The organism is Streptomyces sp. NPDC017993 (genome assembly GCF_044328065.1).
GTDB lineage: Bacteria > Actinomycetota > Actinomycetes > Streptomycetales > Streptomycetaceae > Streptomyces.
Genome location: NZ_JBIRGO010000038.1, coordinates 1 through 19,212, shown reverse-complemented (window position 1 = coordinate 19,212; position 19,212 = coordinate 1). Strand labels below are relative to the sequence as shown.

Here is a 19,212-nt window from a genome sequence, read left to right as displayed (position 1 = left end):
TGCGCCGCTCACCGGGCCCTGCCCAACTGGGCACGGAAGAGTCGCTGCACGTTGCCGCCCACAACGGCGCGGATGTCGTTCTCCTCCAGCCCTCGCTTGAGCATCGCCTCCGTGAGTGCCGGCAGCTCCGCGGGCCCGTCCAGGCCAGGCAGGGAAGCATCCAGTGCCACGCCGGTGTAGTCGCCTCCGTCGCAGCACGGCGGGGTGATGTCCGCGGCTACTTCGCGCAGAAAATCCGGGCCGATGCCCACATGCTCGATGCCGACCAAGGCGCTGATGTGCTCGATGTGGTCGACGATCCGGTCGATCGTCTGCCGCTCCTGCTCCGTGGCCAGGAAGTCGGGTACGAAGTTGACGCAGACGACGCCGCCGGTGGCCGCGACGCCACGGATCTGCTCGTCGGTCAGGTTGCGGTGGTGATCACACAGAGCGCGGGCCGCCGAGTGCGAGGCGATCACCGGGCGGGTCGCGAGCTCCAGCGCATGCGCCACGCCTGCCGCGCCCAGATGGGAGATGTCGAAGACGACCCCCAGACGTTCCAGCTCAGCGAGTGCCGCTGCCCCGTCGCTGGTGAGCCGGCTGCCCGTGGCATCCTCACCGCTGCCGTCCCCGAGCGCGGAGCGTCCCCAGTGGGCGATGGAGGCGACCCGCACACCGAGGCGGTACAAGGTGTGGAACAGCTCGATATCGGCGTCCACACCGGGCGCGCTCTCGAGCGCAAGCACCAGGGCGATCCGGCCTTCGGCCAGCGCGGCATCGATATCGTCGCCGTCCAGACACAGTCGCACGTGCTCGGCATTGCCCTCGGCCAGCGTGTGGGCGCACTCGACCATCCGCAGGGTGCGGCGTAGCGCCCCCTCCGGCCGGAACTGATCATCCACGAACACGGGCAGGACCTGGATGTTCACCCCGCCTTCGACCAGCTGCGGAAGCCACCGCTCACGAAAGAACTCCGCCCACCGGTGCGGAGGGCGCTCCACAACCGACATCAGCAGGTCATTGTGTGTGTCGGCAACGACCGCACGGCTGTGCAGATCTACGGTCACTCTCGACTCCTCACTAGAGATATACCAGCGACGCTATGGGAGATCGCAGACTCTGCGTTCGTAGCAGGATCCCAACAAGAGCGGCAGGATCCGTTCCCGGAGACAAGCGGTCGAGGAAGCCGTCGGCGCCACGACAGGCCAGGCGCCTGTCCAAGCCTCTGTGGGGCCTCGGCACGAGCGGGGGGCCTAACGTTTGTCCCCGCCGACGAAGCAGCACCGCCCGAATCCGCCGAAGCTTGCCCGCATGCGATCAGCCTTCCAGCGCACCACCTCAACGGCCCTCGCCTTCCGGCCGGCCAAGCAGTGCAAGGCCCCCCAATGACTCCCTCTACGGGGCGGCGTCCCCTGCTGGGCGTCCTTGGCGGTATGGGCCCCATGGCGACCGCCCACTTCTACCAGCGCCTGATCGAGCACACCCCCGCCCACCGAGATCAGGAACACCTCCCGGTCGCCATTTGGGCAGACCCCACCGTGCCCGACCGCACGGACGCCCTTTTGCGACGCGGCCCCTCGCCGGTGGAGGCAATGCTGACCGGCCTGTCCTGGCTCACTCAGGCCCGCGCCACCTGCATCGCTGTTCCCTGCAACACAGCACACGCGTACATCGACGTCCTGCGCGCACACACTGACGTGCCCATCCTCGACATGGTCCACGCCGCCCTCGACGCCTGCCGCACCCACCAACCGACTATCGAGCGCATCGGCATCCTGGCAACTGAAGGCACCCGCACCGCCCGCCTGTATGACGCGGCCGGCCAACTCCTCGGCCTTCACATCATCCACGTCACCTCGTCCATACAGACGCACCACGTAAACCGCGCCATCACGGCCGTCAAACAGGGCGGCGACCTAGCGTTGGCCAAGCGTGACATCGTCACGGCCGCCACTGAACTCCGCACGGCGGGGGCGGAGATGGCTATCGCGGCCTGCACCGAAATCCCCCTGATTGCAGAGGCGGCGCAACGCACCCTGCCCGTCCTCGACTCCACGTCAGCCCTGGCCCGCCAAGCACTCGCCGTCCTACGACCCCCACTTCGCACCGGGGCTTGCTCCGGCTCGAACGGGGTCAGCGCTTCCTTCGTACGCTGCTGACCCGAGTCGATCACCCGGGGGCTTGCGGGATGCGGTGCGGCGGACGGTGTTGCACGTGGACTGTCGCTTGACGTTCGCGGATTCGGGCCTCGATCGGCGACATTTCCTTCTCTGCATCCACACCGCCGGCAACGGCAATCGTTCGCCAGGAAATCAGCCCTGATAGCAGCCGTCTTCAGGCAGTCATTGTGGCGGCGCACGCTGCGTTCAACGGGCGGTGCCGAGGTTCTGCCAGAGGTGGAAGCGGTCAGCGACCTGTACCGGCGGGCTCATCGGCGCCGAGCTTCATCGAGGGGCGTCAGCAACTGCCTTGAGCCGGCCGTGCAGCTGATCGCAGAACCTGGAGGCGGGAAGGGGTGGAGCCTGGTCGAGGTCTTCTGCCGGACCGACCCCGACCAGGTGGGCAGGTCAGTCGTCGATTGCCTGGTAGAGGGTGGTCCAGAAATCCTGCATGGCCCGCGCCGAATCCGGAGTGGACATTCCGGTCTGGGTGAGCAGGATGCCGACGAGCTGGTTCTCCGGGTCGGCATAGGTGGTGGTGCCGGCCCCTCCGTCCCAGCCAAACTGGCCGATGGGCGCGTAGTCGCCGCGGTAGGTGCGCACCGCCATGCCGAAGCCCCAGCCACCGTGCTGCCCCTGGCCGTACGACAGGTGGACAACGTTGCGGGCCCAGGTTTCCCTGGCCGCCAGCTGCTCAGGGGTGAGTCGGTTGGTGGTCATCAGATCGACGGCAGACCGGGACAGAATGCGCTCGCTGCCGTGCATCCCGTGGTTGAGCAGCATCCGGAAGTAGGCGTGATAGTCGTCGGCAGTTGAGTCGAGTCCGCCGCCACTGGACGGGAACGCCGGAGGCTTACTGTGGTGCCCCCCCTCGGCCGGGTCCTCCACCGTGAACGCTCCGGTCTGCGGATCGGGGGCATAAAGGGGCGGCAGCCGGTGGATCTTGTCGGCGGGCACGTGGAACCCGGTGTCCTTCATCCCCAGCGGATCGAAGATACGCTCGCGAAGGAATGCCTCGAACGGCTGGCCGGTGACCCTGGCCACCAAGACGCCGAGCAGGTCATCGCTGACGTTGTACAGCCACCGCTCTCCGGGCTGGTACATCAGCGGGAGCGTGCTCAGGCGGCGCATCCACTCGTCCGGCTCCACAGCTGGCAGCAGCCATCCGTTCTCGCCGTAGACCTTCTGCTCGAAGTACGCGCCCATCATTGGGGAGCCCATTGCCGTCGTATCCAGTCCGAGCCCGCAGGTGGAGGTGAGCAGGTCCCGGACGGTGATCGGACGCCGGACCGGGACGGTGTCGTCCAGCGGGCTGTCGGGTCGCTTGAGCACCTGCCGGTCGGCCAGTTCTGGCAGCCACTCATCTATCGGGTCGTCAAGTCGCAGCCGGCACTCGTCCAGCAGGACCATGGTCGCGGCGACCGCGACCGGCTTGGTCGTCGAGGCCATCCGGAAGATGGTGTCCCGGCGCATCGGCGCGCCGCCGTCATGGCGCATGGTCCCGATCGCTTCGACATGGGTTTCCTCGCCCCGGCCGACCAGGGCGACGAGTCCGGGTATCTTCTTGGACTCCACATGCCGTTGAAGTACCTCGCGCAGTCGGCGCAGCCCTGCTTCGGATAAGCCGTTGTTGCCGTTTCCCATCACGAATCTCCTTGCACGCATTGGTCGTTCTCGACGGTGCCGCAGGCATGCGGCGAGAGGCAGCGGCCGGGCCGGGCATGGCCCCGCGGCCCCGTGGTGCAGACAGGCGATGAACGTGGTGCTCGCCCCCCCCGGGGGCGATGTGCAGAGGCGTGATCAGGCCGGGGTGTCTTCTCTTCCGGTCCCGTTGCCGGCTGCGCGCTCGATGTCGTCGATCAGTTGCTTGCGCGCCCGGGCGGGGACGTAGCCGCCCTCCGAGTAGTTCTGGGCGAACGCGTCGACGAACTCCACCGGTTCCTCTCCGACGACTTCGCGGATCGGTGTTCCGTCCACCGCCGCCTGCTCGAACAGGTCGGCGAGGTCCTCAAACATCGCCGCATTACTGTCGCCGTCGGTCGGCACGAAGTGCATCAGGTAGCGCTGGATCACCTCGACCGCCGTGCGGTAGTTCTCGGGAAGCTCCTTGACGCGCCCCTTGTACGCCCGCCAGCGCTTCTTGGGCCCGATCACCTTCGCGATGAAGCCGGTCTTCTCACCCTCGGACATCATGACTTTCCCCCTTCGCGGAGCTGTTCCAGTCGTTCCGTGAGGAAGCTCCAGGTCCTCCAGAACTCTTCGAGGTACTCCCGTCCCTGAGCGTTGAGGGAGTGCACCTTGCGTGGCGGCCCCTTCTCGGAGGGGACCTTCTTCACGTCGACAAGACCGCGCTTCTCCATCCTCAGGAGCAGCGCGTAGATGGTGCCTTCGGCGATGTCGGAGAAGCCCTGCTCCCGCAGCCGTGCCGTGATCTCGTATCCGTAGGCGGGCCGGCCGGACAGGGACGCGAGGATGATGCCCTCCAGCGTGCCCTTGAGCATCTCCGTCACCAGCTTGGCCATGTGACACCTCCCCCCGAGGTATTCGGTGTTGCTGAGTACCGGTACACCGTAACGCTGACTACCGGTACTTAGCAAGAAGGAATAGCAAGCCCGTCGGCTCACTTCCCCCGATCTCGTCGAGGGGCGTCACATACACCCCAGCCCCGCCTCAGCCCGGCCGCGCCTGGGACCAGCGGCACCCGCGGTAGACCTGTCGCTCACGCACGTTGCCCGAGTGAACCCGCGCGGATCCGTGTGGCGCGTCCGGTAGGGCCGGGCATCGAGTGGGGTGGGAATGACTTCGATCGAGCGGACCGCTTATCCACGGTTCAAGCGGCTGATCACCGCGCGTGAGCCGCATTAGTCTCACACCGTCCAAGGAGGAGCGGGCCTGGGCGGAGGAGGCCACAGACTCCGACGAGCACCAGCTCGCTCTGCTGCTGGCGCTCAAGTCGTACCAGCACATCGGCTGCTTCCCCAAGGCACACGACGTGCCGGACCAGGTGGTGGAGTTCGCGCGCCGCACGGCGGAGCTTCCGGAGCCCACCCTGCCGGTCTACGGCTCGGAGCGGACAGCCAAGAGCCACCGGAAATGGTCCGGCAGCGGCGCGGGATGCGCTACGACGGGCCGACGGCCTTCGCCTCCTGCGTGATCGCCTGCAGTCGCCCGTCTCCCCTAGCCCAGCCCCTCCCGGGCGGCCTGGGCGATAGCCGGAGGAAGGGAATCCCTGATCAGCATGCCGCGTGAGGCCCCGCAGCGACCGACGTGCCGGGGGGCGCCTCACTCCTACAGACCTGGCCGCATCGCACGCGTCCGACAGGGTGGCTACGGTCGTGCTGCAGCCAGGTCGCGGCTGCGAACCTGCGGCGCACCGCCGCCAGGACGGAGGTGCGCCGCAGACCATTGCCCACAGCTCCGAAGCCTCCGTTGCGCATACGGCAGCCCTCCTGATCACCCTCGGACAGCCGCCGGCAGTCGCCGCATGGCGCACGGCCATCAGTTGGCGCCAGCCGATTGCGAGACTCAGGTGTCAAAGGGGCACTGGGGTCTCCCGTGGAGCAGGCAGCGCAAAGCCCCGGCCCGTCACGGTCCGGGGCTTCTTTGTGCACGATGAAGCCCGGCTTCAACGACCCCGACCGCGCTTGGTCACGGGAGGTCGGCCGCCCAATTTTGGACGCTCAGGCGCCCCTCTCTCTGGGTGTCTGCTCCAGCCTGCGGTCCCGGTCCCGGCGCCGTCGGCGCGAGGCCCTTCCGACGGGGCCGTGGGGCTGGTTGCGCTGCGTAGGTTACGGCTCGCTGTACGCCATTTGGTGGGTTATATCATGTAGTGTCGTATATACGTGAAAAGCGCCTACTGGGTGATCGCGCGGGCAGTATGTCGCCTCCGATGTCGGAGAGAGAACATGGCCGCAAGTGAAGAGGACGACCCGGACCGTGGCCGGCGCACATCCGGCAAGCAGACCGCCAAACGCGGCGGCGGTGTGCGGACCGGCAGCCGAGGAGAGAGCGAGGCGAAGCGCGGGGACCGCCGCGTTTCGGCGCCGCGGGCCATGCGCTACGCCGCCGAGCAGCTCCAGGAGCTCCTCGGACGGGCTCCCGAGTCCGTCTCCGCGGTGAAGCCGACGGAGGACGGCTGGCTCGCGGAGGTCGAGGTTCTGGAACTGGAACGCGTACCCGGGACCACGAGCGTGATGGCGAGCTACCGGGTGACGTTGGACGAGGAAGGCGAGCTGATGGCCTACGAGCGCACTCGCCGCTACACCCGAGGTCAGATAGACCGCGACTGAGGACGGCCCCGGGAGGCCACCGGACCGGCTTCCGCAGGGCGAGAGAGACCGGCCACCCCCGCCGAGGTGCGGTGAGCCGAGGAAGGGAGGCACCGTGACTGTGGTGCCGCAAAGCGGAGGAACAATGTCCAGGGGCGGGGGCGCCGGATCCGGAAATCTCTACGACATCCTGGATCTCATCCTCGATCGTGGCCTGGTCATCGATGTGTTCGTACGCGTCTCCTTGGTGGGCATCGAGCTGCTCAAGATCGACGCCCGCATCGTCGTCGCGAGCGTGGACACCTACCTCCGCTTCGCAGAGGCCTGCAACCGCCTCGACCTGGAGGCCGGGCGCAAAGCCCCCTCCCAGCTGACCGACCTCGTCGGCGAGGTGACAGAGAGCGGGTCCCACGGCAAGAGCAAGGGCGCGCTCTCCGGCGCCGCGGAAGCCGTGAGTGACGCGATCAAGGGAGGCGGGAGCGAGGAGAGGGAGAAGGAGCCCGAGGAGAAGCGGGAGCGGCCGGCCCGCCGTCCCGCCCGACGCCGGAAGGAATAGCCATGGCCGTGTATGTCTACTCGATCGTCGCGACCACGCATCCGCAGCGTCTGGATGACCTCGACGGGGTGGGCGACCCGCCCTCCACCCTCCGCACCGTGCAGAGCGGGAAGCTCGCCGCGGTCGTCAGTGATGCGCCCGAGGGCCTGCGCCCCAAGCGCCGCGACCTCGCCGCCCATCAGACCGTCCAGGAACGCCTGATGTCCGACGGCACGCTCCTGCCACTGCAGTTCGGCCTCACCGCACCGGACGACGACGCCGTACGGACGGCGTTGGAGGAGCGCGTGGAGGAGTACACCAACCGGCTGCGTGTGCTGGACGGATGCGCTGAATATCACCTGAAGGCCGCCCAGGACGAGGAGTCGCTGCTGCGTCAGATCCTGCTGGACTCCGAGGAGGCGCGCGGGCTCAACGAGGAGATCAAGAGCGGCCGCGGCCGCCCCGACCTGCCGGTCGCCCTCGGGGAACTGATCGCCCAGGAGGTACAGCAACGCCAGGACGAGCAGGCAACGCAAGTCGTTGGCGCGCTCGGCAGGTTGGCCCGCGAGGAGCGGGTCTCGCAGCCAACCGGCGAGGACTTCCTGAATGTCTCTTTCCTGGTGGAGAGCGGCCGCGCGGAGAGTTTCCTCTCCGCGGAGAAGGAACTGGCCGACGAGCTGGGCGAAGACTTCGCCTTCCGGCTCCGCGGCCCCCTGCCCGCGTACAGCTTTGTCTGACGGAGCGTCGTCATGGGCCTGTTCACACAGATCGTCACCCTCCCCCTGTCGCCAGTACGCGGTGCCGTCTGGGTGGTGGAACGCGTCGTCGAAGCGGCGGAGGACGAGTACTACGACCCCGAACCGATCGAGCGGGAACTCGCCGAGCTGGAGCGGTCCCTACTGGCGGGAGACATCGATGAGGAAGAGTTCGACCGCCGCGAGGACGAGCTGTTGGACCGGCTGGACGAGATCCGGGCCTACCGGGAGGGGACCGGGGACTAAGCGCCGCAGCGGAAGGCATCGCCGCGGGAGACAAAGTGAGGTGGAGCGGTGACAGAACCTGTGGCCAACAGGCTCGGCTCCCTGCCGTCCCGTTCCGGCCAGCCGCCCGGCCAGGGGTCGTCAGCCAACCTCGCCGACATCCTGGAACGGGTGCTGGACAAGGGCATCGTCATCGCCGGCGACATCCAGATCAATCTGCTGGACATCGAGCTGCTCACCATCAAGCTGCGCCTGCTGGTCGCCTCTGTCGACAAGGCGAAGGAGATGGGCATCGACTGGTGGGAGCACGACCCCGCGCTGTCCTCCCGCGCCCGCGACGACCATGAGCTGGTCGAAGAGAACCGGCGCCTTCGGGCCGAGGTCGAGAACCTGCGCGAGGCCGGCGAGCTGCCACCGGCGCAGGACGACGCCGAGAGTCCCCCGGCCCTTACCCGGCGCCCCGCCCGCGCCAAACGGCCCGAACGGACCGAACGGGCCAAGCAGACCGAGCGGGCCGAGCGGGCCGAGCCGCGTACGCGCCGCACGAGGCGAGATGAGTCATGAGCGAGGTCATGAGCTATGCGTACGCCGTGGCGCGCGATGCCGACGGAACGCTGGGCGACGCGCTGTCCGGGCTCCCCGGCGTCGCGGACGAGCCGCTCCACCTGGTGCGCGGAGGCGGTGGCGGCGACGTAGTCGTCGCAGTAAGTCCGGTGCCCGCGCAGGACTTCGGAGAGGCAGCCCTGCGCCGCCACCTCGAAGACCTCGACTGGCTGGAGTCGGTCGCCCGAGCCCATCACGGTGTGATCGAGGCTCTGGCGGAGCGCGCCACCGTCCTGCCGCTCCGGCTGGCGACGGTCTATCTCGACGACGACCGGGTGCGCGGCATGATCGACGCCTCCCATGACGCGTTCTCCGAGCGGCTGGCGGACCTGGCCGCGCACGTCGAGTGGGGCGTCAAGATCTACGTCGAAGCGCCCGCCGCCGCGGAGAGCCCGGCAGCCCCTCCCGCCGAGCAGGACGCCGCCCCCGGGCGGGCCTACCTGCGGCAGCGCAGAGCCCAGCGCTCCGCACGCGAGGACACCTACCGCGAGGCCCAACGAGCCGCCGAGCGCGTCGAGGCAGCCGCCCGCGGATACGCCGTCGACCGCGTCCAGCACCGCCCACAGCAAGGCGAACTCGCCCGCGGGCCGGGGGAGAACGTCAGCAACGACGCCTACCTCGTGCCGGCGGACCGGGCCGAGAGCTTCCGCACCGAGGTCGCGGGGGCCGCCGAGGGCCTGGCCGGGGTCCGGGTGGAGGTCACCGGACCCTGGGCTCCGTACTCCTTCGCCGCGCCCCCTGAGGAACCTGCGGAGAGGGCGGCACCGTGAGGGCCGCGGACGGGCGGCCGGCCCAGACGCAGGAGCCGCTGCCGGAGCGGCAGATCGCACTGATCGACCTGCTGGACCGGCTGCTCAGCGGCGGAGTGGTCCTGACCGGTGACGTCGTGCTCTCCATCGCCGACATCGACCTTGTCCGCATCTCCCTGCGCGCCCTGATCGTCTCCATCAGCGAGCAGAATCCGTCCCCGTTCGCCCACCCCTCCGCCTCTGCAACGAGAGCGCCATGACCGGTGAGGACCGCCCGCGCGGCAACCGCTTCGACGACGTCGCCGACGCCGCCGCCCGAGCCTTCAGCCTGCTGCCCGCCGAGCCCGAGGACGTCCGGCCGCCGGGGGGCGACGGACCGCGACGGCCGGCACGCCGGATAGCGGCCGACCCAGACACGGTAGAACGCGACCTGGTCAAACTCGTCCTCACCCTCGTCGAGCTGCTGCGGCAGCTCATGGAGCGTCAGGCCCTGCACCGGGTCGACGCCGGAGACCTCACCGAGGAGCAGGAGGAGCGACTGGGCACCACGCTGATGATCCTCCACGACCGGATGAACGAACTCTGCGCCCGCTACGACCTCGCGATGGAGGATCTCAACCTGGATCTCGGTCCGCTGGGAACGCTGCTGCCACCCTCCGAATGACGGACCGCGGCCCACCAGCGGCGGACAGCCGGTGATTGCGGCGGCCGCAGCGGTTTCGGCCGGAGCTCAGCGGAGCGGAGGGCGGTGAGCGCCCGCCCTGCTTCCTCGGCGTTCTTGGGATCCTCGGCGGAGCCCAGTTCGACGCGCGGCGAGGTGGCGCAGCAGCTGCCGTCGCCGCGGGCGCTCCGCATGCCTTGCCCCAAGGCGTGGAGGGAAGCGGCGAGTTGGCCGTTGCCCGTCATGGCGTCATCCGGTATCTCCGCCCTGTCCAGGGAGTCGGCGGCCGCGTCGGCCTTCGTCGCCGCCGCTTCGAGCGCGATGTTCAGCGGCTTGCCGTCCTGCGCGCCGTCGACCGTGCGCAGGGCGTTGTTCAGCGGGCCGAGGACGGCCGTCAGTGCGCGGCGGTAGCGGTCGGGGAGACCGGGCTCGTACAGCAATCACCCGTAGCCAGCGAGTCACCGGGCTGACGCCCGGCGTGATCGCTGAACTTGTTGTGGTCCGGCCCGTTGCCGACACGAGCGTCACCAGGCTGCGCTCACCGAGCGTCCGCGCCGCAGGGCGGTGGGCGCCGGGCAAAACACACACTGGTCTTCGTTGACCGGCCGTTCGGTCACTCTGGCGAACCTCTGCTGCGCTTCGGGCAAGAGCTGACCAAGCCGCCAGCCCCCAAGCTGCCCAGTGGCTGGACACGCCAACGTCGGCACACTCATTCAGGTGGGTGGGGCCTTCGAACTACAGGCCGGCGCACAGGTGGAGTGGTGCTCGGTCTCCGCAGATGCGGGTCACGGTGACGACGATGGTCACGCTTGGTGTACTGCCACCGGAAGTCAAGTGCGATCTCACGGCTGCTTGGACGCTTTCGCGGACGTCGCGTGCGGTGTCGAGGGCACGGCGGTGTTCGTTAATTATGCAGCGGACCTCGAGGTGCCAGGCGTCGGGTTCGGGCGTGTGGCTGATGTGGATGCCGGCTTCCGGGGAGGGAGCGAGCGAGCCGAACGCCCGCCGGATGTAGGTTGCAGCGTCAGCGAGGGAGTGTCGCAGGCTGGGTTGCAGTTCCTCGACGCCCGGAACTGTCAGTGCGGCGCGGGCGGCCGTCAGCTCGATGCTGGCCGTGTCGACGGTCGTCATGGTCCGGTTCCGTTCCGTGGGGTGGGCTCGTCGGACGTCACGACCTCCAGTTCGGACACGATTCTCAGGTCGATGCTGTGGACGGCGAGGCCGATGTCGTGAGCCGAGGCGTCGGCGACGGCCCGACGCACTTGGGCAGTTCGGCCTGGCAGGGGCTCGTCGAGGGTGGCGGCGAGGGTCATGGTGATGGTCACCTGGGTGCCGGCCTCGTCAGGAGTGAGGCGGCAGCTGGCGGCGCGTACTCCGGGGATTCGGTCGGCGGCGCGGCGCAGGATCTTGGCCACGGTGGTTTCCGCGATCCGCAGGTCTTGTGCGGGGTCGTCCAGGGGCAGGATCTGGCCAAGTCGCGCCTCCGCGCGCACCGCGCGCACGATCCGGTCGGCGACCGTGCGAGCACTGGGCGGCTCGGCGCGCAGGGTACGGGTGGTGGCATCCAGGGCTGCCAGCCCCTCGATCGCCTGCTGGCAGTAAATGCATCGTGACGTGTGAGTGTCGGGCTGATCGCTGGCGGCGCGTGCCTGCTCCCAGACGTGGCTGACCAGGCGTCCGCAGGGCAGCCGTTCGTCGCCGACAAGCCGTGCCGCATCGGTGTCCCGATACGGTGCGGGCACCTCTGTGGGCGGGGAGGTGGCACGGGGATCTTCTAGCGCCATGAGGCCATCTCCTTCATGAGCGTGCGGCGTGCGCGAAAGAGGCGGCCGCGCACTGTCTGTTCGCTCTCCCCCACCACCTGCGCGATCTCTTCGTAGGACAGCCCGTGCAGCTCCCGCAGGATCCAGCAGGCGCGCTGACCGGGTTGTAGATTGCCGAGCGCGTGGGCCAGCGCGGTGGTGGCTGCCGTGCTTTCGGCCGCACGGGCGGGTTCGCCGCCGGCGTCGTGGGCCGCTGGTTCAGCAACGGTGTCGAGGGAGACGGAAGGGGCCTGCGCGCGGCGGACATTGAGGCATCGGTTGGTGACGATGCGGTACATCCACGTGCGGAACGTGGCGTCTCCTCGGAATTCCGGAAGCCGCCGCCACGCGCTGATGAAGCCGTCCTGCACAGCCTCCTCGGCGTCCGAGAGGTTGCCGAGCATGTGATAGGCAAGGGCCAGCAGGCGTCCGCTGTGGCGGTGGACGAGGACAGCGAAGGCGTCGTCGTCGCCTTCGATAGCACGAGCAACCACGATCCGGTCGTCCACGCCCCCGAGGTCGATCCCCGCCTCGCCGGGACGCTCAGCACCGGTCGACGCGGACGGCTCCGCACCCACGGGATGACGAGATTCCCTCGTGCTCCGCATCTGCTGATCGCTTCCTACGTGATGCGTCTCGTGGACCGCTAGGCAGTCCTCCGCCCGGTGCTCCCTGATGGCGCGGCCCGGTTAGACACCACTGACCAGCCTACGTGATGCATGTCACACATAAGTGTGACGTTTCCTCCCGGTATGTGTCCAATCTTTCGAGGGGCGCTGATCCGGCACCCGTGCCACTCGCCCAGGAGAACACCATGACGAACATGACATCCCGCCCGGCACCGGGCCGCAGGCCCACCGACGAGACCACGGCGCAGCGCGACCCGAAGCGAGGCGCCCTTTCGCCGGAGAGCCGTGGGCGGACCACGATCGCGGAAACCGTCGCGGAGAAGATCGCCGGGATGGCGGCCCGCGAGGTTCCGGGTATCCACAATCTCGGTTCCGGTATGGCGCGGGCCATCGGGGGCGTACGTGAGCGCATGCCCGGCGGACAGCCCAGTGCCGCCCGCGGTGTAAGCGTCGAGGTGGGCGAGCGCCAGGTGGCTGTGGACCTGGACGTGGTCGTCGACTACGGATACCCCATCACCGAGGTGGCCGCTGAGGTCCGCACCAGTGTGATCGCAGCGATGGAGCGCATGACCGGCTTGGAGGTCATCGAGGTGAACATCGCCGTCAATGACATCGACATACCGGGGAACGAAGACGACAACGAGCAGCGGGTGGAGTGACCTCCCCCAGCCTCTCCCCGGACGTCCCAGCAGGACGCGCGGTCAGGGACAGCAACGAAGACAGGTGAATGAACAATGAATGCAACCGTGGTGGGCCTGCTGGCCGGACTGACGCTGGGCTTCGCCGGCTATTTCGGCGGCTTCGGGGCTTTCCTCGTGGTCGCGGCGATGGGCCTGGTGGGTCTGATCATCGGCCACCTCGCGCGTGGTGACGTGCACGTCAGCGACTACGTACGCACCCGTGAAGACTACGTACGCTCCCGTGAAGGCTACGGGCGCCGCGAGACGTTCGACCGTCCCCGGAGCACGTACGGACCCGGCCCCCGCACGGGACACGCCGGGCGAGTCCGGTGACAACGCAGCTCCCTTCGTCTCCCCTCCGAAGCGGCCCGGAAGGTGAGAGCACACGTACGCCCTCGCTTCCCCCGCCCGCCCGGCGCGGCGCGACGCTGATTCCCGAAACCGTGGTGGCCCGAATCGCGGTTCGGGCCGCACACGAAGCCCTCATTCGGCAAGCCGGCCAGTCCCCCGCACGTCTCGGCCTGGGCCCTGCCCACTCCACGGCCGCCGTGCACGACGGCTCGGCCCGCCTGAAGGTCTCCTTGGACCTGCCCTACCCCGTCGACATCGCCCGCACCTGCGGCGAGGTCCGGCGCTACATCGCCAACCGGGTGTCCCACCTGACCGGCCTGCGCATCGACGACCTAGCCGTATCCGTCCAGCGGCTGGTCTCCGGCGAAAGTCTGCGACGAGGCCGGGCCGAATGACCTGACGGCCCGCGCCCACGACAGGAGAATCATGACTTCCCCCACTCCACACGCCCCGCCCGGCCACGACAGCGACCCTTCGCAACCACAGCCCGCCACAACACATGACCGGCCCGCTGAACCGACGCAGCAACACGAGCCGGCCCAAGACCGCTCCCGCCGTCCTTGGTCAGCACGCCGGATCCCGGCCGGCCTGGCCGCCTCGCTGATACTGCTCGCAGCAGGGACACTGCTCTTCGAAGCGATCTGGATACGCACCGGACATCGGGCCACCGCATGGTGGACAACACTTACAGGCGAACTCGCCACCCGCCCGGTGGATACCATCTGGATCCTCACCGGTGCCGCCGTCGCCGCGGCCCTGGGCCTGTGGCTCATCATCCTCGCCCTCACCCCGGGCCTGCGGCCCCAACTTCCGTTGCGCGCGCCCGCCGACGGCCACCGACAGATGCGTGCCGTACTCGACCGCAAGGGCGCCGCGCTGCTTCTGCGCGACGCGGCAATGCGTGTCCCGGGGGTCAGCACGGCGCGCGTCCGGGTGCACCGCCGCCGCGTCACCGTCCTTGCCGGCGTGGGCTTTCGTGACATCGCCGACGTGAAGGACGACCTCACGGACACCCTCCGCCGCGAAGAACACGACCAGCTCGCTCTCGCACGCCCCCCTCGGCTGAAGGTCCGCGTACGCCGGAGCACGAAGTAACGAGCGTCGAACCGGGTACGCCAAGACCCCCTGGAGACTGTGATGAGGGACCACACCAAGACCAACCGAACTGTGCTTGCCCTGCTCGGACTCGTGCTGCTGGGCGGGGGGCTCCTGGTGCTCGCCGGCGGCGCCGATATCTATCGGCGCTGGAACCTCGTACCGCCGGCCGGTTGGCCGCTCACCGCTTCGCGCAACGTCCTGATCCCGCCCGCCGATCAAACCCGGTGGACGGACATGAGCTGGTGGTGGCCGGCCTCCATCGCGGCACTGGCCCTGCTCATGCTGCTCGCCCTGGCGTGGCTGCTGTCCCAGCGTCGCCGGCTCCCCCGCCAACTGACCGTCGCAGACTCATCCGAGGAGGCAGTGACCATCAGCAATCACGCGCTGAGCGACGCCCTCACCTCCGACCTCAACATGCTGTCGGGCGTCCGGGGCAGTCGCGCACTCTTCTACGGCCCGCACACGCACCCACAGGCCCGCATCAGCCTCACCCTCAGCACCGGCACCAGTCCGGAGCAGACCTTGGCGGGCCTGTACGACGCCGTCGAACGGGCACGCCGATCCGCCGGCTGGGACAACCTCCCCACACGTGTCGACCTGAGCATCGCCCGCCACAGCCCGCACCGCGTCGAATGACGCTGATGCACTCGAAGGCCCAGCGTGCGGGCAGCGCGACTGAGCGCCCCTGCCTTCTCCTCAGCGCCGTGCAGACGCATGCCCGGCTGAACGGGAGTGCCAGCCGGGCTTGGGCTTCGGGGGCGTCTGCACGTCGACACGCCGGCCGGCAGTGCCCGTCGGCGGCAAGAGTAGGACCCTGTCAGGTCGCTCCGGCTCTTGAGTTTTGGATGGTGGTGGGCGGTGACACTACGGGGCCGCCCCGTGCGGCCGTAGTCGCACGAGGCTGCCCGGGCGCTTCAGCTGAGTTGTGCCTCAGCGAAAAGCGGCGATGCTACGAGCGACCCAGTTGTTGAAGGGGCGCGGAGCGCGACCAAGGACTCGTTCCACGTCCGAGCTGATCCGCAGTTCGGCGGGGTTCGGGGCGGAGATGATGTCCAGGGTGTCGTCGGCGAGCTCCGGCGGCACGAACTGGGTCATCGCGGCTTTGGCCTCCTCGCGGGTGAGTTCGTGGAATCGCACCGGCGAGCCGAGCGCGGCGGCGATGGCCTCCGACTGCTGACGGGGCGTGATCACCTCGGGCCCGGTCAGCTCGAAGATTCCGCCGGTGTGCCGGTCGTCCAGCAGGCAGGCCGCCGCGACCTCGGCGATGTCCGCCGGGTCGACGATCGGAACCCCGACATCGCCGAAGGGTGCGGCGACCGTCCCTTGCGTGCGGACGGACTCCGCCCACGCCAAGGCGTTGGAGGCGAAGCCGCCCGGTCGTAGGACGGCCCAGTCCAGGCCGGCCTCTCTCAACGCGTCCTCCACCGCGCGCATCGCGATCCGTGACGGGCCGAACGGCCTGGTCGCCACGCCCTGCGAAGACAGCAGGACGACTCGGCGGACCCCGCTGGCAGCAGCCAGGTCGATAATGTCGGCCGGCCTGGCTTCGGGGGCATGCAGGTCTCCGGGCAGCAGGAGGAACAGCGCCTTCGCCCCGTCCAAAGCGGGGGTGAGGCCCTGCGGCTCGGCCAAGTTGGCCGGCACGTGCCGGGCCCCATCCGGCATTGCCGCCGCGTGCCGTGACACCGCCGTCACGTGCTCGCCCGCCTTGGCCAGGGCCTGCGTCAAAGGCTGGCCCACATTCCCGGTAGCCCCGGTCACCACGATCATGTTCAGCTCCTAGTCCGTTGTGCACTGCGGCAATTGACGCTAGGAGGCAGGCTTACTTTTCGTAAGAACATACCCAGAGGTAAGCTCCGGACATGAGGGAAGGTGCGCAGCTGACGCAGGCCGAGGCGGGCAATCGGTATGAGGTGTTTCACACCGACTGCCCTGCGCGCGACGTGGTCGACCACGTGACCAGCAGGTGGGGTATCTGGGTGCTGATCTCCTTGCGGAGCACCGACCTTCGGTTTTACGAGCTGCGCGACAGCATCCGGGGCATCAGCGAGAAGATGCTCGCTCAGACACTGCGCGCACTGCTCCAGGACGACCTGGTCTGGCGGAAGGTCGAGCCAACGACGCCACCCCAAGTCACCTACGGGCTGACTGAGTTCGGCCAGGACGTCGGTGCGCCGCTGACGGACTTGTTCGACCGGATCACACAGCGGCTGGCAGCCAGCGGGGCGCCCGCCACGGAGCGGCCGAGCGCAACAGGTCAAGCGAAGCAGCTGACCACCCCAGGCCCTCAACAGCTTCATCATCTCGACGACGAACATTGATCGTGACAGCAGAAAGGTTCGTGCGTATCCCCAGCACGGACCAGTGGCAGAAAAACCGCGCCACCAAGACACCCTCCATGGAGGACCTGTCCCACGAGTGTTTGGTACGTGCCGGGCAGGATCGTCAGGACGCCTTCGCACCTTCGGCGCCCCGGACTTGTTCGTCCCGCGGGATTTGCAGGTGCCGGACGCCTTCTTCGCCCGGGTGCCGGCGCTCTTCTTCCCCTGCGCCGTCTTCACGCTGGAGCGCAGCACGTCCATCAGGTCCACCACGTTGGTGGACTCGGGCGACTCCTTGGCCTTTTCGACCGCCTCGCCCTTCTGCTTGGCCTCGATGAGCCGCCGGACGTGCTCCTGGTAGGTGTCGTGGTACTCCTCCGGTTCCCAGTCCGTACTGAGCGCCTGATCCGTTGGACGGCACGCTCCGTCAACCGGCAGTGGACAGCGATGTCGCGGATCCGGACGTTCGGGTTATCAGCAATGACCGCCAGTACGCGCGCGTGACCGCGGAGCCACGGGGCCGGTCGGCAGGGCGGCTGAGCTCCTGTTCACCCGACCCGGCCGGCTCACGACCGCTTCGTGCTGCCGCGACAGGCCACGCTCGCGGGGGTGTAAGGCGCCGCCCCGGGGAAGCCGATGGGTCATTCGACCTACGCGAAGGCGGCGAGTATGAGCGCGACATCGAGGGACGGGCCAGAAGGGACCGAGCCGGGAGAAGAGCCGGGGACGCCGGGCGAAAGCGACTTGGCGCCTCCGGCCGGACCGCCCGTCGACACTGAAGAGCCGGACAGGCCGGCCGGGGAGCGAGGATTCTTCGGGCACCCCCGCGGGCTGGCCACCCTGTTCGCGACGGAGGCGTGGGAACGCTTCTCGTACTACGGCATGAAAGCGATCCTGCTCTACTACATGTACGACCGGGCCACCGAAGGCGGACTGGGAATCGCTCCCGCCACGGCGAGTTCACTGATCGCTGTATACGGCGCGTCGATCTATCTGGCCGCGATAGCCGGCGGCTGGCTCAGCGACAGGATCCTTGGGGCCCGCCGGGCCACGCTGTACGGAGGCGTGCTCATCATGCTCGGCCACATCTGTCTGGCTCTGCCCGCAGGACGTGGCGCCCTCTACGCTTCCATGGCGCTCATCGTTCTGGGCACCGGGCTGCTGAAACCGAACGTCTCCACATCGGTCGGAAGCCTCTACGCCAAGAACGACCCCCGTCGCGACGCCGGCTTCAGCATCTACTACATGGGAATCAGCGTCGGGGCGGTGCTGGCCCCGCTGCTGGTGGGCACCCTCGGCCAGCGCTACGACTACCACCTCGGCTTCGGACTCGCCGCCGTCGGCATGGCGGCCGGCCTGGTTGTCTACATCCGGGGCGGACACCGGCTCAGCCCCGCAGACCTGCGCCCCAGCAACCCCCTGCACCGCTCGGACGTCAGGGCCGCGAGTGTCCTCGCCGCCGTAGCCGGCCTCACCGCCCTGACGGCCCTGCTGGTCGCGGCAGCGCGCACCGGCACCCTTACCGCCGACGCCGTCGTGGGCGGCATCAGTGTGCTGGCCGTTGCCCTTCCCGTGGGCTACTTCACGGTCATGCTGCGCAGCAGTCACACGACACCCCGCGAACGCGCTGGAGTCCGTGCCTACATCCCGCTGTTCGTCGCGGCGGTCTTCTTCTGGTTCATCCAGGAACAGGGCGCTAGCGTCCTCGCGTTGTACGCGGACCGCAGCACTGATCTCGGAGCACTGGGCTTCACTGTGCCGTCGTCCTGGTTCCAGTCGACCGGCTCCCTGGTACTGATTTGCCTCACCCCGCTCTTCGCCGTGCTATGGGTCCGGCTCGGGAGCCGCCAGCCGCCCGCGCCGACCAAGTTCGGCCTGGGGCTGGTGCTCGCCGGGCTCAGTTACGTCCTGCTGGTCTATCCGGCACTCCAGTCCGGCAGGAGCAACCCGTTGTGGTTGTTCGCGAGTTTCACGGTCGTCACGGTCGGCGAGATCCTGCTGTCGCCGGTCGGCCTCTCGGTGACCACACAACTCGCCCCCGCAGCTTTTGTCACCCAGACAATGGGCCTGTGGCTCGCCTCAAACGCCGCAGCACAGGGCATCTCCGCCCAGGTGGTGCGGCTCTACGACCGCGACCACGCGGCCACATACTTCGGGGTGATCGGCGGTACGAGCGTCGTGGTTGGCCTGGCGCTACTGGCGGCCCTCCCTGCTGTACAGCGCCGGATCCGCACAGCGACCGGGGGAACGCCCGCTCAGGTGCGGGTCGGCGTCCGCCGCCAAGCGTAACGGCGGAGCCGAGTTCAGCGTGATCTAGCGCGGAACCCCAGGCGTTCACGCCTGGGAGGAAGCGCTTCGCTGGATTGCTCTGACCTGCATGGGCGCACGGGCCTGCAC

The 19,212-nt window shown here is 68.6% G+C and carries 26 protein-coding genes and 1 pseudogene; 17 read left to right on the top strand and 10 right to left on the bottom strand.

The genetic code is table 11. The annotated features are described in order from the left end of the window. Window positions 1-8: 8 nt before the first annotated feature. A complete protein-coding gene (locus tag ACH4FH_RS37305; RefSeq protein ID WP_398560425.1) occupies window positions 9-1,046 on the bottom strand; it encodes a dipeptidase in 1,038 nt (345 codons plus the stop codon). Window positions 1,047-1,364: 318 nt separating this feature from the next. Between ACH4FH_RS37305 and ACH4FH_RS37300 the strand changes: the two genes are divergently transcribed. Beyond that, the gene (locus ACH4FH_RS37300; RefSeq protein ID WP_398560424.1) at window positions 1,365-2,138 is read left to right on the top strand and encodes an aspartate/glutamate racemase family protein; all 774 of its coding nucleotides are present in this window, start codon (window positions 1,365-1,367) and stop codon (window positions 2,136-2,138) included. Window positions 2,139-2,546: 408 nt separating this feature from the next. Here the strand turns inward: ACH4FH_RS37300 and ACH4FH_RS37295 are convergent, their stop codons facing one another. From ACH4FH_RS37295 to ACH4FH_RS37285, 3 genes are all read right to left on the bottom strand, one after another. Continuing rightward, window positions 2,547-3,782 carry a serine hydrolase domain-containing protein gene (locus ACH4FH_RS37295; RefSeq protein ID WP_398560423.1) on the bottom strand — a complete coding sequence of 412 codons (1,236 nt, stop codon included), beginning with the start codon at window positions 3,780-3,782 and terminating at the stop codon, window positions 2,547-2,549. A gap of 156 nt (window positions 3,783-3,938) precedes the next feature. Then, window positions 3,939-4,328, bottom strand: a complete 390-nt coding sequence (locus tag ACH4FH_RS37290) for a DUF1048 domain-containing protein (RefSeq protein WP_398560440.1) — start codon at window positions 4,326-4,328, stop codon at window positions 3,939-3,941. Then, window positions 4,328-4,660 carry a PadR family transcriptional regulator gene (locus tag ACH4FH_RS37285; RefSeq protein WP_398560422.1) on the bottom strand — a complete coding sequence of 111 codons (333 nt, stop codon included), beginning with the start codon at window positions 4,658-4,660 and terminating at the stop codon, window positions 4,328-4,330. Before ACH4FH_RS37285 ends, ACH4FH_RS37290 begins: the two co-directional genes overlap by 1 nt. A 329-nt stretch (window positions 4,661-4,989) precedes the next feature. Here ACH4FH_RS37285 and ACH4FH_RS37280 point away from each other — a divergent pair, with 329 nt between their 5' ends. The 9 genes from ACH4FH_RS37280 (at window position 4,990) to ACH4FH_RS37240 (ending at window position 9,937) form a co-directional block, all read left to right on the top strand. Beyond that, on the top strand, window positions 4,990-5,292 hold the full coding sequence (locus ACH4FH_RS37280) for a DUF4158 domain-containing protein (RefSeq protein WP_398560421.1): 303 nt from the start codon (window positions 4,990-4,992) through the stop codon (window positions 5,290-5,292). A 751-nt stretch (window positions 5,293-6,043) separates the two neighbouring features. After that, window positions 6,044-6,427: a gas vesicle protein gene (locus ACH4FH_RS37275; protein ID WP_398560420.1), complete on the top strand. Its 384-nt coding sequence runs from the start codon at window positions 6,044-6,046 to the stop codon at window positions 6,425-6,427. Window positions 6,428-6,551: 124 nt separating this feature from the next. Further along, the gene (locus ACH4FH_RS37270) at window positions 6,552-6,962 is read left to right on the top strand and encodes a gas vesicle structural protein GvpA (RefSeq protein ID WP_398560419.1); all 411 of its coding nucleotides are present in this window, start codon (window positions 6,552-6,554) and stop codon (window positions 6,960-6,962) included. Window positions 6,963-6,964: 2 nt separating this feature from the next. Then, entirely contained in the window at window positions 6,965-7,678 is a 714-nt protein-coding gene (locus ACH4FH_RS37265) for a GvpL/GvpF family gas vesicle protein (protein ID WP_398560418.1), read from the top strand. A gap of 12 nt (window positions 7,679-7,690) precedes the next feature. Then, complete coding sequence (locus ACH4FH_RS37260) at window positions 7,691-7,942, top strand: gas vesicle protein GvpG (RefSeq protein WP_398560417.1); 252 nt, start codon at window positions 7,691-7,693, stop codon at window positions 7,940-7,942. 48 nt (window positions 7,943-7,990) lie between these two features. Then, entirely contained in the window at window positions 7,991-8,485 is a 495-nt protein-coding gene (locus ACH4FH_RS37255; protein WP_398560416.1) for a gas vesicle protein, read from the top strand. Next, window positions 8,482-9,294: a GvpL/GvpF family gas vesicle protein gene (locus ACH4FH_RS37250; protein ID WP_398560415.1), complete on the top strand. Its 813-nt coding sequence runs from the start codon at window positions 8,482-8,484 to the stop codon at window positions 9,292-9,294. The genes ACH4FH_RS37255 and ACH4FH_RS37250 overlap by 4 nt, the downstream gene beginning before the upstream one ends. Beyond that, the gene (locus ACH4FH_RS37245) at window positions 9,291-9,533 is read left to right on the top strand and encodes a gas vesicle protein (RefSeq protein ID WP_398560414.1); all 243 of its coding nucleotides are present in this window, start codon (window positions 9,291-9,293) and stop codon (window positions 9,531-9,533) included. Before ACH4FH_RS37250 ends, ACH4FH_RS37245 begins: the two co-directional genes overlap by 4 nt. After that, on the top strand, window positions 9,530-9,937 hold the full coding sequence (locus tag ACH4FH_RS37240; protein ID WP_398560413.1) for a gas vesicle protein K: 408 nt from the start codon (window positions 9,530-9,532) through the stop codon (window positions 9,935-9,937). Before ACH4FH_RS37245 ends, ACH4FH_RS37240 begins: the two co-directional genes overlap by 4 nt. Here ACH4FH_RS37240 and ACH4FH_RS37235 read toward each other — a convergent pair. The 4 genes from ACH4FH_RS37235 to ACH4FH_RS37220 all read right to left on the bottom strand — a co-directional run bounded on the left by ACH4FH_RS37235 (window position 9,865) and on the right by ACH4FH_RS37220 (window position 12,314). Continuing rightward, on the bottom strand, window positions 9,865-10,374 hold the full coding sequence (locus tag ACH4FH_RS37235) for a hypothetical protein (RefSeq protein WP_398560412.1): 510 nt from the start codon (window positions 10,372-10,374) through the stop codon (window positions 9,865-9,867). The genes ACH4FH_RS37240 and ACH4FH_RS37235 overlap by 73 nt on opposite strands. A gap of 295 nt (window positions 10,375-10,669) precedes the next feature. After that, window positions 10,670-11,065 carry a hypothetical protein gene (locus ACH4FH_RS37230; RefSeq protein WP_398560411.1) on the bottom strand — a complete coding sequence of 132 codons (396 nt, stop codon included), beginning with the start codon at window positions 11,063-11,065 and terminating at the stop codon, window positions 10,670-10,672. After that, window positions 11,062-11,718 (bottom strand): hypothetical protein, encoded by a 657-nt coding sequence (locus ACH4FH_RS37225; RefSeq protein WP_398560410.1) that lies wholly within the window; start codon window positions 11,716-11,718, stop codon window positions 11,062-11,064. Before ACH4FH_RS37225 ends, ACH4FH_RS37230 begins: the two co-directional genes overlap by 4 nt. After that, a complete protein-coding gene (locus ACH4FH_RS37220) occupies window positions 11,709-12,314 on the bottom strand; it encodes an RNA polymerase sigma factor (RefSeq protein WP_398560409.1) in 606 nt (201 codons plus the stop codon). Before ACH4FH_RS37220 ends, ACH4FH_RS37225 begins: the two co-directional genes overlap by 10 nt. 236 nt (window positions 12,315-12,550) lie before the next feature. Here ACH4FH_RS37220 and ACH4FH_RS37215 point away from each other — a divergent pair, with 236 nt between their 5' ends. The 5 genes from ACH4FH_RS37215 to ACH4FH_RS37195 all read left to right on the top strand — a co-directional run bounded on the left by ACH4FH_RS37215 (window position 12,551) and on the right by ACH4FH_RS37195 (window position 15,130). Next, window positions 12,551-13,024 carry an Asp23/Gls24 family envelope stress response protein gene (locus ACH4FH_RS37215; protein WP_398560408.1) on the top strand — a complete coding sequence of 158 codons (474 nt, stop codon included), beginning with the start codon at window positions 12,551-12,553 and terminating at the stop codon, window positions 13,022-13,024. A gap of 75 nt (window positions 13,025-13,099) precedes the next feature. Next, the gene (locus tag ACH4FH_RS37210) at window positions 13,100-13,378 is read left to right on the top strand and encodes a hypothetical protein (protein WP_398560441.1); all 279 of its coding nucleotides are present in this window, start codon (window positions 13,100-13,102) and stop codon (window positions 13,376-13,378) included. A gap of 110 nt (window positions 13,379-13,488) precedes the next feature. Further along, entirely contained in the window at window positions 13,489-13,791 is a 303-nt protein-coding gene (locus tag ACH4FH_RS37205; RefSeq protein ID WP_398560407.1) for a hypothetical protein, read from the top strand. A 316-nt stretch (window positions 13,792-14,107) separates the two neighbouring features. Continuing rightward, window positions 14,108-14,491, top strand: coding sequence for a DUF6286 domain-containing protein (locus ACH4FH_RS37200; protein WP_398560406.1), 384 nt, complete (start codon window positions 14,108-14,110; stop codon window positions 14,489-14,491). 42 nt (window positions 14,492-14,533) lie between these two features. Next, complete coding sequence (locus ACH4FH_RS37195; RefSeq protein WP_398560405.1) at window positions 14,534-15,130, top strand: alkaline shock response membrane anchor protein AmaP; 597 nt, start codon at window positions 14,534-14,536, stop codon at window positions 15,128-15,130. Between the two features lie 294 nt (window positions 15,131-15,424). Here the strand turns inward: ACH4FH_RS37195 and ACH4FH_RS37190 are convergent, their stop codons facing one another. Next, on the bottom strand, window positions 15,425-16,264 hold the full coding sequence (locus ACH4FH_RS37190) for an SDR family oxidoreductase (protein WP_398560404.1): 840 nt from the start codon (window positions 16,262-16,264) through the stop codon (window positions 15,425-15,427). 92 nt (window positions 16,265-16,356) lie between these two features. On the opposite strand from ACH4FH_RS37190, the gene ACH4FH_RS37185 reads away from it, so the two are divergent. Next, entirely contained in the window at window positions 16,357-16,815 is a 459-nt protein-coding gene (locus ACH4FH_RS37185) for a winged helix-turn-helix transcriptional regulator (RefSeq protein WP_398560403.1), read from the top strand. A gap of 403 nt (window positions 16,816-17,218) precedes the next feature. On the opposite strand, the pseudogene ACH4FH_RS37180 reads toward ACH4FH_RS37185, so the two are convergent. Next, window positions 17,219-17,306, bottom strand: a pseudogene (locus ACH4FH_RS37180) (MarR family transcriptional regulator); the annotation flags it as partial. 178 nt (window positions 17,307-17,484) lie between these two features. Here ACH4FH_RS37180 and ACH4FH_RS37175 point away from each other — a divergent pair. After that, window positions 17,485-19,104, top strand: coding sequence for a peptide MFS transporter (locus ACH4FH_RS37175; protein WP_398560402.1), 1,620 nt, complete (start codon window positions 17,485-17,487; stop codon window positions 19,102-19,104). The last annotated feature ends 108 nt before the right edge of the window (window positions 19,105-19,212 follow it).

Bases quoted from the DNA above. Each gene is read 5' to 3' on its own strand.
- ACH4FH_RS37250 (WP_398560415.1), top strand. From the start codon at position 8,482: ATGAGCGAGGTCATGAGCTATGCGTACGCCGTGGCGCGCGATGCCGAC.
- ACH4FH_RS37190 (WP_398560404.1), bottom strand. From the start codon at position 16,264: ATGATCGTGGTGACCGGGGCTACCGGGAATGTGGGCCAGCCTTTGACG.
- ACH4FH_RS37285 (WP_398560422.1), bottom strand. From the start codon at position 4,660: ATGGCCAAGCTGGTGACGGAGATGCTCAAGGGCACGCTGGAGGGCATC.
- ACH4FH_RS37230 (WP_398560411.1), bottom strand. From the start codon at position 11,065: ATGACGACCGTCGACACGGCCAGCATCGAGCTGACGGCCGCCCGCGCC.
- ACH4FH_RS37260 (WP_398560417.1), top strand. From the start codon at position 7,691: ATGGGCCTGTTCACACAGATCGTCACCCTCCCCCTGTCGCCAGTACGC.
- ACH4FH_RS37290 (WP_398560440.1), bottom strand. From the start codon at position 4,328: ATGTCCGAGGGTGAGAAGACCGGCTTCATCGCGAAGGTGATCGGGCCC.
- ACH4FH_RS37225 (WP_398560410.1), bottom strand. From the start codon at position 11,718: ATGGCGCTAGAAGATCCCCGTGCCACCTCCCCGCCCACAGAGGTGCCC.
- ACH4FH_RS37265 (WP_398560418.1), top strand. From the start codon at position 6,965: ATGGCCGTGTATGTCTACTCGATCGTCGCGACCACGCATCCGCAGCGT.
- ACH4FH_RS37270 (WP_398560419.1), top strand. From the start codon at position 6,552: ATGTCCAGGGGCGGGGGCGCCGGATCCGGAAATCTCTACGACATCCTG.
- ACH4FH_RS37240 (WP_398560413.1), top strand. From the start codon at position 9,530: ATGACCGGTGAGGACCGCCCGCGCGGCAACCGCTTCGACGACGTCGCC.
- ACH4FH_RS37175 (WP_398560402.1), top strand. From the start codon at position 17,485: ATGAGCGCGACATCGAGGGACGGGCCAGAAGGGACCGAGCCGGGAGAA.
- ACH4FH_RS37275 (WP_398560420.1), top strand. From the start codon at position 6,044: ATGGCCGCAAGTGAAGAGGACGACCCGGACCGTGGCCGGCGCACATCC.
- ACH4FH_RS37215 (WP_398560408.1), top strand. From the start codon at position 12,551: ATGACGAACATGACATCCCGCCCGGCACCGGGCCGCAGGCCCACCGAC.
- ACH4FH_RS37185 (WP_398560403.1), top strand. From the start codon at position 16,357: ATGAGGGAAGGTGCGCAGCTGACGCAGGCCGAGGCGGGCAATCGGTAT.
- ACH4FH_RS37300 (WP_398560424.1), top strand. From the start codon at position 1,365: ATGACTCCCTCTACGGGGCGGCGTCCCCTGCTGGGCGTCCTTGGCGGT.
- ACH4FH_RS37210 (WP_398560441.1), top strand. From the start codon at position 13,100: ATGAATGCAACCGTGGTGGGCCTGCTGGCCGGACTGACGCTGGGCTTC.
- ACH4FH_RS37195 (WP_398560405.1), top strand. From the start codon at position 14,534: ATGAGGGACCACACCAAGACCAACCGAACTGTGCTTGCCCTGCTCGGA.
- ACH4FH_RS37295 (WP_398560423.1), bottom strand. From the start codon at position 3,782: ATGGGAAACGGCAACAACGGCTTATCCGAAGCAGGGCTGCGCCGACTG.